Annotated in this window: 12 protein-coding genes; all 12 read left to right on the forward strand. The window is 60.8% G+C overall.

Annotation, left to right across the window (positions count from 1 at the left end; all coding sequences use genetic code 11):
- Positions 1 to 415: 415 nt before the first annotated feature.
- The 12 genes from FFR93_RS21990 (at position 416) to FFR93_RS22045 (ending at position 14,739) form a co-directional block, all read left to right on the forward strand.
- Positions 416 to 754 (forward strand): hypothetical protein, encoded by a 339-nt coding sequence (locus FFR93_RS21990; RefSeq protein WP_064708882.1) that lies wholly within the window; start codon positions 416 to 418, stop codon positions 752 to 754.
- A 139-nt stretch (positions 755 to 893) separates the two neighbouring features.
- The gene (locus FFR93_RS21995) at positions 894 to 1,100 is read left to right on the forward strand and encodes a hypothetical protein (RefSeq protein WP_064708881.1); all 207 of its coding nucleotides are present in this window, start codon (positions 894 to 896) and stop codon (positions 1,098 to 1,100) included.
- A gap of 152 nt (positions 1,101 to 1,252) precedes the next feature.
- Positions 1,253 to 2,056 (forward strand): pseudouridine synthase, encoded by an 804-nt coding sequence (locus FFR93_RS22000; protein WP_138394772.1) that lies wholly within the window; start codon positions 1,253 to 1,255, stop codon positions 2,054 to 2,056.
- On the forward strand, positions 2,053 to 2,766 hold the full coding sequence (locus tag FFR93_RS22005) for a phosphoribosyltransferase (protein ID WP_138394773.1): 714 nt from the start codon (positions 2,053 to 2,055) through the stop codon (positions 2,764 to 2,766). Before FFR93_RS22000 ends, FFR93_RS22005 begins: the two co-directional genes overlap by 4 nt.
- Before the next feature lie 142 nt (positions 2,767 to 2,908).
- Positions 2,909 to 4,651: an SLC13 family permease gene (locus FFR93_RS22010; RefSeq protein WP_138394774.1), complete on the forward strand. Its 1,743-nt coding sequence runs from the start codon at positions 2,909 to 2,911 to the stop codon at positions 4,649 to 4,651.
- Between the two features lie 85 nt (positions 4,652 to 4,736).
- On the forward strand, positions 4,737 to 5,681 hold the full coding sequence (locus FFR93_RS22015; RefSeq protein ID WP_138394775.1) for a phosphoribosylaminoimidazolesuccinocarboxamide synthase: 945 nt from the start codon (positions 4,737 to 4,739) through the stop codon (positions 5,679 to 5,681).
- A gap of 106 nt (positions 5,682 to 5,787) precedes the next feature.
- Positions 5,788 to 6,390, forward strand: a complete 603-nt coding sequence (locus FFR93_RS22020; protein WP_064712057.1) for a TetR family transcriptional regulator — start codon at positions 5,788 to 5,790, stop codon at positions 6,388 to 6,390.
- A 157-nt stretch (positions 6,391 to 6,547) separates the two neighbouring features.
- Complete coding sequence (locus tag FFR93_RS22025) at positions 6,548 to 7,759, forward strand: efflux RND transporter periplasmic adaptor subunit (protein WP_138394776.1); 1,212 nt, start codon at positions 6,548 to 6,550, stop codon at positions 7,757 to 7,759.
- 47 nt (positions 7,760 to 7,806) lie between these two features.
- Positions 7,807 to 10,917: an efflux RND transporter permease subunit gene (locus FFR93_RS22030; RefSeq protein WP_138394777.1), complete on the forward strand. Its 3,111-nt coding sequence runs from the start codon at positions 7,807 to 7,809 to the stop codon at positions 10,915 to 10,917.
- Positions 10,918 to 11,067: 150 nt separating this feature from the next.
- Positions 11,068 to 12,504, forward strand: coding sequence for an efflux transporter outer membrane subunit (locus tag FFR93_RS22035; RefSeq protein ID WP_064708874.1), 1,437 nt, complete (start codon positions 11,068 to 11,070; stop codon positions 12,502 to 12,504).
- A gap of 167 nt (positions 12,505 to 12,671) precedes the next feature.
- Positions 12,672 to 13,715 (forward strand): LacI family DNA-binding transcriptional regulator, encoded by a 1,044-nt coding sequence (locus FFR93_RS22040; RefSeq protein ID WP_138394778.1) that lies wholly within the window; start codon positions 12,672 to 12,674, stop codon positions 13,713 to 13,715.
- Between the two features lies 1 nt (position 13,716).
- Entirely contained in the window at positions 13,717 to 14,739 is a 1,023-nt protein-coding gene (locus tag FFR93_RS22045) for an ABC transporter substrate-binding protein (protein WP_138394779.1), read from the forward strand.
- Position 14,740: the final 1 nt, after the last annotated feature.

Below are 14,740 nucleotides of genomic sequence, written 5' to 3' on the forward strand. Positions count from 1 at the left end.
TGAGTTTCTTCAGAACGAGAGACTTCGTCGCCAGCAGCGCCGCCGCCCTCGTCAGTGAGTGGGCTTATAGAACTATCCCCTTTTCCAAGTCAACTGCCATCACAAAAGTTTTTTGACATTTTTGTAACAGACTGATTCGGCTGAGATTTTCTTCGCTCGCTTTATCCACAGGCGGTGTTTCCACAGCAGATTTCCGGAAATTTCTTTATCAGTCGGTCAAAAAATCATCGAAACGCCCTTCGCACCCGACGAAAGATCGCGTGAAAACAGCGCCTTGAGCCAATTTATGGTTAATGGCGGATTAAGGCCTCACCAGCCGGCGAGCTTTAAATTGCCGTCACAAATCAGCAGCTGCAATTTCGGAACCTATCACCGTTTGAGGTGTTGTCTTTCCCATTGAAGGAAGGAGACCGATATGGCTGCCAACACCGATGATATCAGAGCATCTGTCAGCAAGGACATCGCTGCGCTCCAGCAGGAAGTCTCTCGCCTACAGAAAATGATTTCCGCCCAGGGCGCTGAGGCCTACTACGAAGTGCGCGGCCGCGCTGGCAAGGCTTACGATGAAGCCCTGCCCCGCGCAAAGAACGCCGTCGCTCAAATCCGGGCCGAAGGGGCAGCCGCCGCCGGCGCCGCCCGCGAGCATGCCGCCGCAACGACCACCGCGCTGGTTCTTGCCGGGGCGCTGGGCTTCCTCGCCGGCTATCTGCTTTCCGGCAACTCGCAGCCGCAGCCTCGCCATTGGTGGCATTGAGCGCTCAATCAGCCTCGAAGCCGGCTCTTTTACGCGCCCGTCGATCCATTTTTCGACTGGGTGCGTAAACGCTTATGTCTCAGAAAAACCAATTTTTAATGAGAGTGATGAGAACATAAAAACGAATGGGAGGACGACCATGGAAAACAAGAGGGCCAATTGCATCATTGAAGTCAGCGCCGACGGCGTCAACGGCCGTTATGCGGTCGGCATCATGAATATGCGTCAGGCGCTCGACCTGCCAGAAATGCCAAGCCTGTCCTATACCCATCCCGACCCAGTGAAGGCTGCTGCCGGCATCGTCGTCAGCCGCAAGGAACTAGCAGGCTTCATGGCCTGCCGCTGAAGCTGCCTACCTCGTCTCGCCCTGACGGCGCTTTATACGAAGCGCTGACACGGTTTTGCAGCGCTCTGATCCCCTCGGTTTACAGTTGTCACGCTGGCATCGTCGTGCCGTTCATGCCAAAGAAGCGGCATCGAGGCAGATAGGGATGGCAGATGAGGGACCGGCGCCCATCACATAAGACGCGCGAGCGGCTGAAGCCTGCCGCCGAGACCGCAGGCAAGCGGGCCACTCTTCCGCGCGCCCTTTCCAAGCTTGGCTATTGCTCCCGCACTCAGGCCGAACGGCTGATCGCCGAAAGGCGCGTCGCCGTTGACGGCCGCATCGTCAGCGATGCCTCTGCATGGGTCGATCTGTCGACGGCAAGGATCAGCGTCGACGGACTTGCCGTCGCCGCTGAGGCGAAAATCTATCTGATGCTCAACAAGCCACGCGGGCTCGTCACGACCCGCCATGATCCCGAGGGCAGGCCGACGGTCTATGATTGCCTCAAGGATTTCGACATCCCGCACCTTTCTCCGGTCGGCCGGCTCGACAAGGCGAGCGAAGGCCTGCTGCTTTTCACCAACGACACCGAATTCGCCCAGATCCTGCTCGATCCGCTCACCCATGTGACCAAAACCTATCATGTCCAGATCGACCGGCTCATGGATGACGAGGAAATTGCCGCTATGACATCCGGCATCCGTCATGACGGCGAGTTGCTGACGGCAACGACCACCCGACGCCTGCGCCAGGGCGACAGGAACTCATGGATCGAGGTCGAGCTCGATGAAGGCCGCAATCGCCAGATCCGTCGCATGCTGGAGGCGCTCGGCGCCGAATGCTTGCGCCTTGTGCGGGTCGCAATCGGCGGGCTCGAACTCGGCGACCTTCCAAAAGGCGCGGTACGTGCGCTGACTGAGGGAGAATTGCAGGCGCTGCGCCGAAGAGCAGGCATGGAAAGGGTGAGACGTTGACCCATGTGACGGAGATCGCGGCGCATGAGTTCTGGCAGGAGATCCATCCGCCCGGCACCTTTCCCGACGATCGGGAATTCACCTCCTTCTATGTCGCCACGCTGGAAGACGGCCGCCAGCTACGCCTGCCGATACGGCTGTTGGCAGATGGTGATCGCGCTCTCGCGTCACTGATTGTCAACCAGGCGAGCTTCGCCGTGCTAGACTCATTGGCTGAAAGTCTCGCCGAAAAGATCAGGCCTATGCGCATCGACGTCATCGCCGGCCTGCCGACACTCGGCCTGACGCTTGCAGCCGCCGTTGCGCAGAAGCTCGGTCACCGCCGCTACATCCCGCTCGGCACCTCGCGCAAGTTCTGGTACCGCGAAGAACTCTCCGTTCCGCTGTCTTCGATCACCACGCCGACACAAGACAAGCGCCTCTATGTCGACCCGCGCATGTTGCCGCTGCTGACCGGACGGCGCGTCGCCCTGATTGATGACGTCATTTCCAGCGGCGCATCGATCGTGTCGGGCCTTAGTCTGCTGACGGCCTGCGGCATCGAACCCGTCGTCCTCGGCGCGGCCATGCTGCAATCGGAGCGCTGGCGCGACAGCCTCGCAGCCGCCGGGCAGCAATGGGCAGCGCGCGTCTTCGGTGTCTTCGCAACGCCCATGCTAGAGCGAAATGCCGCGGGCCGGTGGCAGGTTTCCGCTCGACCGAAGACATGAGGATTGTTCGACCTTTGCCGGCTCGCGCCTCTGTACAGCAGATGAGGAACGACTACAGTCCGCCCATGGCCTGTCCCCCCGGAAACATGCAGCGGTTCCGGCACGGCGACATGCCTCCATCGATGAAGCACTGGATCCGCCCATGTCATTCGAGCAAGCATCCCTGCTGATCCTTCTGCTGGCGATGCTCGTTCTCTTCTCGCTCGAGCGCATACGCATCGAAGTAATTGCGATTGCCGGCCTGCTCGCAGGCTATGCGCTCGGACTTTATCCGGCCGACCAAATCTTTGCGGGCTTCGCCAGCCCCGTCGTTATCACCGTCATCGAAATTTTATTGATCGTCCAGGTGCTGGCGCGCGCCAAACTCTTCGACAACCTTGCCGCGCGGATCGCGAGCGCAAGACCGTCGAATTTCAAAGTCATATCAGGTGCTTCCTCGCTTGCTGGCATTCTTTCCATCTTTATGAACAATATCGGCGCCTTTGCGATTACGCTGCCGGTGGCGCTGCGGCTCGGCGTGGCGCTCTCAATCCCCCGCCGTCAGCTCGTCATGCCCATCTCATTTGCCGCCTTGCTCGGCGGCCTCGTATCGCTGATCGGCACGCCGGCCAACCTGCTCGTCAGCGATGCGCTTGCCAAGGCGTCCGGTGCGGGTTTTCGTTTCTTCGATTTCAGCTATGTCGGGCTGCCGGTCGCAATTGCGGGCATCCTGCTCTTCGCCATTCGGGTCCGACAGCTATTTCCAGAACCTGACCCAGTACCGGCAACGCTCGTCCAGGGCACGCGTCGCATCGTCGTCGAACGTCGCGTCCCGGATGCCTCGCCTCTGATCGGCGTACGGCTTTCCGAATGTCCGACCCGCTTCGGCATCAAACCGCACGCGCTGATCCGTGGCGACAATTTCGTATTTGGCCCGCTCGACCAGTCGGTAATCAACGCTGGCGACGTGCTGCTTGCCGAGGGCGCCGACAGCGTCTTTGCCGGCCTTGCCGCCACACAGGCCCTGGTTACCGATGCTCATCCGGACGGCTTGCCGCCCGACTTTACCCGAGTCGAAACCGTAGTCATGCCCGAAAGCACGCTGGTGGGTTCGCGCGTCCGTTCGCTCGAAGTCTTCCACCATCGCGGAATCGCAGTCACTGCTCTTTCCATGCGTAGCTCGCGCATCGAAGGCCGTTTCCTCGATCTGCAGCTGTCGATCGGCGATATATTGACGCTGGAGGGGCCACATCAGGCGATTGCCGAAGCGCTGGAGGAAAGCGAGTGCCTGCCGCTTGCTCCGACAGTTCCAGCCGAACCGGCCGCCCTCTCCTGGCGGCCCTTCGCGCTGTTTGCCTGCGGCGTCGCTGCCTCGGCGGTGGGCCTCCGTCCCGACATCGCCTTTGCCTGCGTCGTGCTCGCCCTCACCCTGCTTAATCATCTCAACATCCGCCAGGCCATGGCCGACCTCAACTGGCCGATCATCATCATGCTCGCAGCGATGATTCCGATCGGGCAGGCAGTGGCAAGCACCGGGGCGGCCGAAGCGATTGCCGGTTGGCTGAGCCTCATCCTGCCGGTTAATCATCCGCTTTCCGGCATCGCCCTCATCCTGTTCCTCGCGATGGTGCTGACGCCCTTCGTCAACAATGCGACAGTCGCAATCGTGCTGGCTCCGATCGCACTCGAATTTGCGAGGCTCGGGCGACATGCGCCGGACGCCTATCTGATTGCAGTAGCCGTCGGCGCCTCCCTCGATTTTCTGACGCCCTTCGGTCATCACAACAATACGCTGGCAATGGGCATCGGCGGCTACCGCTTCAGCGACTTCCTGCGCGCCGGCTGGCCCCTTGCCCTCGGAGGTTACGGCCTCGCTCTGTTTCTCCTGGCTCTGTTCTGGCTGTGATGCGATACTTCGGCTGGCTTGAACTTCGCCGGTAATGAAATTAGAGCAGGTAGCCTTCAGCTAAATACAAGGACAGTCGAGCGCCGTGCGAATCCTCTCCGAAGCCCATTTCCCGGAATTGCCGAACTACTATCGCGGCAAAGTGCGCGAGAATTACGACCTTCCGGACGGACGCCGCATCATTATCAGCACCGACCGGCTGAGCGCCTTTGACCGCATTCTGACCTGCATTCCCTACAAAGGCCAGGTGCTGACGCAAACGGCGCGCTACTGGTTCGAGGCGACGAAAGATATTTGCCCGAACCACGTTCTCGACTATCCCGATCCGAATGTCGTCATCGGCAGGAGGCTCGATATCCTGCCCGTCGAAATCGTGGTGCGCGGCTATCTCGCTGGCACCACCGGCACGTCGATCCTGACGCTCTACAAAAAAGGTGAGCGCGAGATGTACGGCATACGCTTGCCCGACGGCATGCGCGACAATCAAGTCCTGCCCGAACCGGTCATCACTCCGACCAGCAAGGAGTTCGACGGCGGCCACGACGAACCGCTGACCCCTTCCGAAATAATCACGCGCGGCCTTCTGACAAGTCGACAGTGGAAAACCCTGTCGGCATACGCGCTCGCCCTCTTTGCTCGCGGGCAGGAGATGGCGGCCAAACGTGGCCTTATCCTCGTCGATACCAAATATGAATTCGGCACCGACAATGACGGCGACATCATTCTCGCCGACGAGATCCACACGCCCGACAGCAGCCGCTATTGGCTGGCCGAAAGCTATCCGGCAAGTTTCGCTGCCGGGAAACGTCCTGAAAGCTTCGACAAGGATTTCGTCCGCGCCTGGGTGGCGGAGCGCTGCGATCCCTATAAGGACGAGATCCCGAAGATTCCCACTGAACTGATCGAGCAGACCTCGGCCGTTTACATCAGGGCCTATGAGGCGATTACCGGCGAGCGCTTCGTTCCGGACGACAGCGGCAAGACGCCGCTTGCTCGTGTTCGCGACAACCTCGCCCCCTATTTCACCTGATAAGCCAATACACGAGTGCTGCCAGGATAAGCATCGGCTTGGCAGCCCTCGCTCAATCGCGCTAGCATGGGAAAAAAGGTACCGGGTTCGGCCCGGCGGGGGACGCATGGCAAGAAGGCCGAGGCGCAAGGCCGAGGAAACGCGGGAGGATATTCTCTCGATGGCGGAGATACTGTTTCGCCAGCGCGGCTTCGTCGCGGTGTCGATCGCCGACATCGCCGGCGCGCTCAATATGTCTCCCGCCAACGTCTTCAAGCATTTCCGTTCCAAGGTGGCGCTGGTCGATGCAATCGCCGGACGACATCTCGATAATGCCACCGATCGCTTCGCCGCCTTCGACCAGAAGCTGCCCCCAAAGGAGCAGTTGCTCCGCTTCGTCCTGCGCCTGCTGGAAAGCCACCTGCAGGACATCCAGAAAAACCCTTACATTTTCGAAATGGTGCTTTCGACAATCGAGGCCAAACTCGAGGCCGGCAAGCGCTATCGCGCGCGGATCGAGGAGAAACTTGGCGAGATTATCCGCGAGGGCGTGGCGGACGGGCGTTATCATTGTCGCAATCCCGAAAGTGCGGCACGCACCGTCGCAGACGTTTTGGCCTGCGTACTGCACCCGATCCTGATTGCACGCGAGGATAAGGAAACGCTGGTGCACCGCGCCGAAGATATCGTCTGCTTCGTCGATGCCGCACTGCAAAAAAGCGCTTGCTAAGTGACGATTGGTAACATACGTCACTTCGTAAAGCTTTTCTTAGACTCGGATGATGGTATTTGAAGCCACCTCAATCCAGACGCTTTTATAAGCCTGTGCTCGGTTCATCCGAGCCCGTGGATCGAGCGGCGATTGCCACCGCATGAGGGAAATCAGAATGATACGTCGTGTCCTCCTCATCTCCTCGGCCCTGATGGCCGGCGCTTTGCTTGGCGCCTGCAGTGACAACGCCAGCAAGCCCGCGGGAAATGCCGGCGCAGGAGCCGCGCAGCAGGCGACCCCCGTAGGCGTGATCGCGCTGACGAAGGCGAGTTTCCCGATCACGACGATTCTTCCCGGTCGCGCCGAAGCCTTCCAGACGGCCGATATCCGGCCGCAGGTGAGCGGCATCATCCGCGAGATAGCTTTCAGGGAAGGCGGCGAAATCAAGAAGGGCGACCTTCTCTATCAGATCGAGGATGCGCCATACGCCGCCGCAGTCGAGCAGGCCAAGGCAGCCATTTCCAAGGCCGAGGCGAGTGTGCCGAGCGCCGAAAGCAATCTCGAGCGCTACCAGCGGCTCGTCGGCAGCGGCGCCACGCAGATCGAATACGAGACGGCCAGGACGACGCTTCTCCAGGCCAAGGCCGAAGTCGAGTCGGCAAAAGCGGCCCTTTCCGCCGCACAGATCGATCTCGACCATACGAAGATCGTCGCGCCTTTCGACGGCATCATCGACCAGACCACCTACAATGTCGGCAATGTCGTTTCGGCCAACCAGACGACGGCGCTGACGACGATCCGCCAGCTCGATCCGATCTATATCTCCCTGACGGAATCGAGCACCAACCTGCTCAGGCTGCGCGATGCGATGGCCGCCGGCGATATCAAGGGCGCAGAGAACGTCGCCTTCCACCTGATCCTCGAAGACGGCAAGGAATATAATCAGCAGGGCAAGCTCGACATGTCCAAGCAAGTGGTCAGCGAGACCACAGGCACCTTCATCATCCGTGTGCTCTTTCCCAATCCCGATCGTATCGTGCTGCCTGGCATGTATGTCCGCGCAACGGTCGAGCTCGGCGCCGAGACCGGTTACGCGCTGCCACAACTGGCGACGAGCCGTGACGCCAACGGCCGGCTGACTGCGCAATTCGTTTCCGCCGACGGCAAGGTCGAAACCCGCGCCTTCGAAAACAGTTCGCCCTCCAACAATTCCTGGCTGGTCACCGAAGGCATCAAGGACGGCGATCAGCTGATCGTCACCGGCCTGCAGTCGGTCACGGCGGGCATGCCGGTGACGCCGGTCCCGACGAAGATCAACGACAACGGCGTGGTCGTGCCGGCCGAGCAGACCGCGGCCGGTGACGCTGAGAAGCCCGCAGCGAAGTAATCGCTGCGAGCCTGCAAGTCACCGTCTCAGCCGCACAGGAACAACAGATGGCCAAGTTTTTCATCCGACGTCCGATTTTCGCCTGGGTCATTGCGATCACCATCATGCTCGCCGGCCTGCTGGCGATCTTCATCCTGTCGATCTCGCAATATCCCGACATCGCACCGACGACGGTGCGCATCAACGCTACCTATCGCGGCGCCAGCGCCGAGACCGTCGAAAAATCAGTGACGACGATCATCGAAGACGGCATGACCGGACTCGACGACCTCACCTACATGACCTCGACCTCGTCGACCGGTTCGGCCAGCATCCAGCTCACCTTCGGAACCAGCATCGATCCCGACATCGCCCAGGTGCAGGTGCAGAACAAGCTGCAGCTGGTTCAGTCGCAGCTTCCGGGCGACGTCATCGATGCCGGCATCAGCGTGACGCGCTCGACCTCGAGCATCCTTCTCGTCGGATCGCTCGTTTCGACCGACGGCAAGCGCAGTTCGGTCGATCTCGGCAACATCATGTCGACCTCGATCGAGGATCAGATCCAGCGCCTGGAAGGCGTCGGCAGCATCAACGTTTTCGGTTCGGGATACGCCATGCGCATCTGGCTCGATCCCTTCAAACTCTTGAAATACCAGCTGACGCCGAGCGACGTCACGGCAGCGATCCAGGCGCAGAACACCCAGGTCTCCGTCGGCTCGCTCGGCGCCCAGCCGACGATTCCCGGTCAGCAGCTCAACGTCACCATCACCGCGCAGAGCCAGCTGACCACCGTCGCTGATTTCGAGCACATCATCCTGAAGGTCGAAAAAGACGGGGCGACCGTGCGCCTGAGCGACGTCGCGCGCATCGAGATCGGCCAGGAAAGCTACGGCGGCAGTTCCCGCTACAACGGCCTGCCCTCGAGTGGCTTTGCCGTCAACCTCGCCATCGGCGCCAACGCCATCGATACTGCCGCCCGCGTGCGATCTGCCCTCGACGTCATCGGCCGCACTCTGCCGGATGGCGTCAAGATCACTTATCCCTACGACACGACACCCTTCGTGGAACTGTCGATCGAGAAGGTCGTGCATACGCTGATCGAGGCGATCGTGCTCGTCTTCGTGGTGCTGCTCGTCTTTCTGCAGAATCTGCGCGCAACGCTCATTCCGACCATTGCCGTTCCCGTGGTGCTGCTTGGCACTTTCGGAGTGCTGGCGGCCACCGGCTATTCAATCAACACGTTGACGATGTTCGCCATGGTGCTTGCGATCGGCCTTCTCGTCGACGACGCGATCGTCGTCGTCGAAAACGTCGAGCGCATCATGTCCGAAGAGAAGCTTTCGCCGCTCGAAGCGACGGAAAAGTCGATGGGCGAAATCACCGGCGCCATCGTCGGCATTGCGCTCGTGCTGACCGCCGTCTTCATTCCCATGGCCTTCTTCGGCGGTTCGACCGGCATCATCTATCGCCAGTTCTCGATCACCATCGTCTCGGCCATGCTGCTATCGGCGCTCGTCGCCATCGTGCTGACGCCGGCGCTCTGCGCCACGATGCTGAAGCCGGTCAGCGAACACAGAAAACACCGCGTCGGCGACTGGTTCAACCGCAACTTCACGCGCTCGACCAACGGCTATGTCAGGACCATCGGCTATCTCCTGAAGCGGCCGATCCGCGTCATGCTGGTCTTCCTTCTCGTCGGCGTCGGCTGCGCCTATCTCTTCACCCGATTGCCGAGCTCCTTCCTGCCGCAGGAAGACCAGGGCGTGCTGCTGACCATCGTCACCACGCCGCCAGGCTCGACCACCCAGCAGACCCAGGCGGTCGTCGAGAAGGTGGAAAACTACTATCGCCAGAATGAGAAGGATGCCGTCGAATCCGTCTTCGGCGCCCTCGGCTTCGGCTTCAGCGGTTCCGGCCAGAACAGCGCCATCGTTTTCACCAAGCTCAAGGATTTCTCGCTGCGTACCGATCCAAATCTGAGCGCCCAGTCGGTAGTCAACCGGGCGCTTCGCAGCTTCTTTGCAATGCGCGAGGCACAGGTCTTCGCGCTCCTGCCGCCGGCGATTCAGGGCCTTGGCGTGTCGAGCGGTTTTTCAATGTATCTCGTCGATACGGGTGGCCATGGCAACGATGCTCTCACGGCCGCTTCCAAGCGGCTGATCCAGATGGGCAACAGCTCGGGTAAAGTCGTGGCCCTGCGCAGCAGCAACAAGGAAGTCGAGCCGCAGATGCGGATCGTGCTCGATCAGGAAAAGATCGGCGCCATGGGCGTCGACATCTCCTCGGTCAATTCGATGTTGTCGATCATCTTCACCGGCCGCGACGTCAACGACTTTACGCTGAACGGAGAGATCAAACCGGTTTATGTGCAGGGCGACGCGCCCTTCCGCATGCAGCCGGACGATCTGGATCACTGGTATGCCCGCAACAATGACGGGGAAATGGTCCCCTTCTCCGCCTTTACCCGCACTGAGTGGGTAAAGGGCGCGCCTTCGCTTGCCCGATTCAACGCCGTCAGCGCCATTCCGCTCGATGGTGCCGCTGCCCCCGGCGTGTCCTCCGGCGACGCCATGAACGAAATGGAAGCGCTGACCGAGCAACTCGGCGGCGGTTACACGGTTGCCTGGCAGGGCATTTCCTATCAGGAGCGCCTTTCCGGCTCGCAGGCGCCGATGCTCTACGCGATCTCGGTTCTCGTCGTCTTCCTCTGCCTGGCAGCGCTCTACGAAAGCTGGTCTATTCCCTTCTCGGTGATCATGGCGGTGCCTGTCGGCGTTCTCGGTGCTCTGGCGGCGGCAACGCTCTTCGGCCAGGCGAACGATGTATATTTCAAGGTCGGCTTGCTCACCACGATCGGCCTGGCGGCGAAGAACGCGATCCTGATCGTCGAATTCGCCAAGGATCGCACGGAAAGCGGCATGGGGCTTTTCGAAGCGACGTTGGAAGCGGCGCGGCTACGCCTGCGGCCAATCATCATGACTTCGCTCGCCTTCATTCTCGGCGTGGTGCCGCTGGCGGTCGCGGCGGGCGCGGGCTCGGCGGCGCAGAACGCCATCGGCATCGGCGTTCTCGGCGGTATGCTGGCGGCGACGTTGCTTGGAATTTTCTTCGTGCCGTCCTTTTTCGTGGTCATACGACGCATCTTTGCCACACGCGGCAAAAATGCGGCATCAGTGTGATATAAATGCACTGTGATAATGCTGTTCCGATTGCTACATTGCGCCCGACTGCTTCGGTGTGTGTGTTTGTGGTAGGACGAGGCGCGGCGGCGATAGTGAAGCATGAAGCTTCGGACAAGAATTGACTTGCTCGAGTACAGGAAGAAATGAATGGTATCTCTTCGTTTTGCCACACCGGCATTATTTTTATTATTGTCGGGCTGCGTTGTGGGCCCGGATCATGCTCCTCCTGAAATGCCGCTGCCCGCCAAATTCGGAGAAGGCGGAACCAAGAGTGTTGGTGACGTTGCTACCGCAGCCTGGTGGACCGCCTTCAACGACCCCAAACTGAATGGTTATGTCCAGGCCGGCCTCGACCAGAACCTGACTGTCCAGCAGGCGATCGAACGCATCAATGCGGCTTCCGCAAACGTCACCGTCGCCGGCGCGGGCGGCCTGCCGAACCTCAACGTTGGCGCGTCGCACACGATCAGCGGCCAGACGGGCGAGCTGCGCACGCAGTTCGACACGCGCAACACCAGTGCAGGCGACGTCCAGCTGAGCTGGCTGCTCGATCTCTTCGGCCTTTACAAGCGCAGCACCGAAAGCGCGCTCGCTTCGCTCGATTCCGCATACGCATCCGCCGATGTCGCCAAGCTGACCCTCGTGCAGGATCTCGTCTCGAGCTATATTGACGTTCGCTATTATCAGCAGCGCCTGGCGCTTTCGAGGGCCAACCTGAAATCTCGTCAGGAAACCTACGAGCTGACCAAGTTCCAGCTTGAAGCCGGCGCCGCCTCACGTCTTGACGTCGTCCAGGCCGAAGGTCTCGTTCAGTCGACGCTCGCCGAAATTCCCGGCCTCGAAACCAATATCCGCATATCAGCACATCACATCGCCACTCTGCTCGGCCTGCCGGCCTCGGCTCTCGTCGATGAATTGCTGAAGGGCCGTGGTCAGCCGGTATTCCGCGGCGGCATCAACTCCGGCATTCCGGCAGATCTGATCCGCAACCGTCCCGACATTCGCGTAGCGGAGCGTGATCTCGCCGCCGCAACGGCCAATATCGGTGTTGCCGAAGCGCAGCTTTATCCGAGCATCTCGCTCAGTGGCTCGATCTCGCCGTCCTACATCAACCAGCGCGGCATCCATGGCGGCTTGACCGGCTGGTCCTTCGGTCCGTCTCTCAACCTGCCGATCTTGGACGGTGGCCGCCTGCGCGCCAACGTCAAGTCGGCGGAGTCCAATGCTGCCACCGCCTATCTCAACTGGAAATCGACGGTACTGACCGCTGTCGAGCAGGTCGAGAACGCACTCGCCGCTGTCCGGCGTGACGCCCGCACGGTCGCAGCCCTGCAGGCCCAAGTGAAGACCACGCAGGAAACGCTCGAACTGTCGACCGCGTCCTACAAGGACGGCGCCTCTTCGCTGCTCGACGTTCTCGACGCGCAGCGCCAGGTTTCACTTGCCCAGGCAAGCCTTGCCCAGGCCGTCCAGCAGATGGCAAAGGACTATGTGTCGCTGAACATCGCGGTCGGCGGCGGCTACGCGCCCGGCGGCAAGGTCACTGCGCCGGTGAAGACCGTGGCGGTAAAGGCCAAGAGCTGATCGGCCGGCCGCCTTTCTGGAAAATGCTGAACCCCGCGATCGTCTCGCGGGGTTTTTTTGGCACATCGAATTCGCCCACAATAATAGCCTCGAAGTTGAATTTGGATTGGACAAGCGAAACGAGCTGAGATATGCCTGGTTAAACGATTAATCAAGCGTCATCGATTATGGCTTCACCGCGCCCGGGACCAAACCTCAGCAGGATCGCGAGCTCACTCGGCGTTTCCGTCGCCACCGTTTCGAATGCCCTTTCCGGGAAAGGCAGGGTCTCCGGCCAACTGATCGAAAAAATCCGCGAGCATGCGGCCGAACTCGGTTATGTCCCGAGCCAGGCAGGCCGGGCTTTGCGGACCGGCCGCAGTGGCGTTCTTGGTCTGGTGTTGCCCGATATTGCCAATCCGCTCTTCCCGAAGATTGCGCAGGCGATCGAATTCGCTGCCTCCGCCGCAGGGTACGGCGTATTGATTGCCGATTCCCGCGGCGATGTCGCCGCGCAGACCGAGGCGATCAATCGGCTCGTCGAGCGCGGCGTCGAAGGCATGGTCATCATTCCCCGCCGCGCCACCCGCATCTCCGCCGCCGCCTGTCCGGTCGCGGTCATCGACACTGCCTCGACGCCCGGCAATACCGTTGCCGCCGATCATTGGCAGGGCGGTCGTGAAATTGCCGGACATCTCGCCAATCTCGGCCACCAGCGCATTCTCATCATCGGCAACAACCATGAATCCAATGTTCAGAACGATCGCGCCGGCGGTATCCGATCCGCCCTGCGGGCGGGAATGCATGCCGAGACGCTTTGGATCGACAGGCTGGAGCGGGATGGCGGCAATGGCTGTTCCCTCCGCCTGGCGGAAAAAGCCAGACAGGGTTTCACCGCCTTCGCAGCGCTCTCCGACCTGCAGGCGTTGCGTGCGCTGACGGAATTGCAGCAGGCGGGCATCAACATTCCCGCCGATGTCAGCGTCACCGGTTTCGACGACCTCGTCTGGTCACCGGTCGTCACGCCATCATTGACGACGGTCCGCATGGACATGGACAGGATCGCCGGCATTGCCGTGTCGGCCCTGGTGAATAGCATAAGGACGAGCAGCCTGCGGGAGGGCATGCTCGTTACCGCGGAGACCGACCGCGTCGCCATGCAGCTGGTTGCCCGCCAATCATCCGGGCCTGCGAACCCGGCATCAAAAACCTCAGAGATGGAGAACACGTAGGATGAAAAGAGCTCTCATGGCCGCGGCGGCGCTGACCGCCTTATCACCGCTTGGCGCAGCTGCCGCGGAACGGACGCTGACCATTTCCGTCTATGCCTTCGCGCAGGACGATTTCAAGGCATTGGTCTACGACCCCTTCGAAGCCCAATGCGGCTGCAAGCTGGTTGTCGAGACCGGCAACAGCGTAGAGCGCCTGGCCAAAATGGAGGCCAACAAGGCCAATCCCGTCGTCGATCTCGCCGCCGTTTCGATGGCGGATGCGCTCGCCGCATCGCGCGCCGGCCTGATCGACAAGATCGATACCGCGAAGCTTACCAATTTCTCCAAGCTTTACGACGTCGCCAAGGATCCGAACGGCGACGGCATGAGCGTCGGCTATACCTTCTACGCCACCTCGATCGCCTATCGCTCCGACAAGATGAAGATCGAATCCTGGGCCGATCTCCTGAAGCCGGAATATGTGAGCCATGTCGCCTTCCCGAATGTCACGACCAACCAGGGCCCGCCGGCGCTCCACATGCTGGGCCTGGCGCTCGGCAAGGATACTCCCGACCTGAAGGGACCGATCGAGGCGCTCGGCGAGAAAAAGGACGACATCGTCACCTTCTACGAAAAATCCTCGCAGCTCGTTCAGCTGATGCAGCAGGAGGAGATCTGGGCAGCACCGATCGGCCGTTTTTCCTGGGCTGGCTTCACCAAACTCGACGTCCCGGTCGCATGGGCGACGCCCCGGGAAGGCCAGACCGGCGGCATGAACGTGCTGGTACTGACCAAGGGTTCCAAGAATCAAGATCTCGCCTTGCAGTTCATGGTTTTCTGGCTCTCGACCGACACTCAGACCAAGCCCGCCGAGAAGCTGACCGACAGCCCCGCCAATAGCGAGGTCAAGCTTTCTGAAGCGGCCGCCAACAACCTCACCTATGGCGAGGAAACAGCCAAGAGCCTCAAGCTCATCCCGTCAGCCATTGCCCTCGATAATCGCGCCGGCTGGCTGAAGACGTGGAACGAAAAGGTCGGCCAATAGG

Origin of the sequence: Rhizobium sp. MHM7A, assembly GCF_005862215.1 — a bacterium.
GTDB classification, from domain to species: Bacteria; Pseudomonadota; Alphaproteobacteria; order Rhizobiales; family Rhizobiaceae; genus Rhizobium; species Rhizobium bangladeshense.

Bases quoted from the DNA above. Each gene is read 5' to 3' on its own strand.
- FFR93_RS21990 (WP_064708882.1), top strand. From the start codon at position 416: ATGGCTGCCAACACCGATGATATCAGAGCATCTGTCAGCAAGGACATC.
- FFR93_RS21995 (WP_064708881.1), top strand. From the start codon at position 894: ATGGAAAACAAGAGGGCCAATTGCATCATTGAAGTCAGCGCCGACGGC.
- FFR93_RS22000 (WP_138394772.1), top strand. From the start codon at position 1,253: ATGAGGGACCGGCGCCCATCACATAAGACGCGCGAGCGGCTGAAGCCT.
- FFR93_RS22010 (WP_138394774.1), top strand. From the start codon at position 2,909: ATGTCATTCGAGCAAGCATCCCTGCTGATCCTTCTGCTGGCGATGCTC.
- FFR93_RS22020 (WP_064712057.1), top strand. From the start codon at position 5,788: ATGGCAAGAAGGCCGAGGCGCAAGGCCGAGGAAACGCGGGAGGATATT.
- FFR93_RS22025 (WP_138394776.1), top strand. From the start codon at position 6,548: ATGATACGTCGTGTCCTCCTCATCTCCTCGGCCCTGATGGCCGGCGCT.
- FFR93_RS22030 (WP_138394777.1), top strand. From the start codon at position 7,807: ATGGCCAAGTTTTTCATCCGACGTCCGATTTTCGCCTGGGTCATTGCG.
- FFR93_RS22035 (WP_064708874.1), top strand. From the start codon at position 11,068: ATGGTATCTCTTCGTTTTGCCACACCGGCATTATTTTTATTATTGTCG.
- FFR93_RS22040 (WP_138394778.1), top strand. From the start codon at position 12,672: ATGGCTTCACCGCGCCCGGGACCAAACCTCAGCAGGATCGCGAGCTCA.
- FFR93_RS22045 (WP_138394779.1), top strand. From the start codon at position 13,717: ATGAAAAGAGCTCTCATGGCCGCGGCGGCGCTGACCGCCTTATCACCG.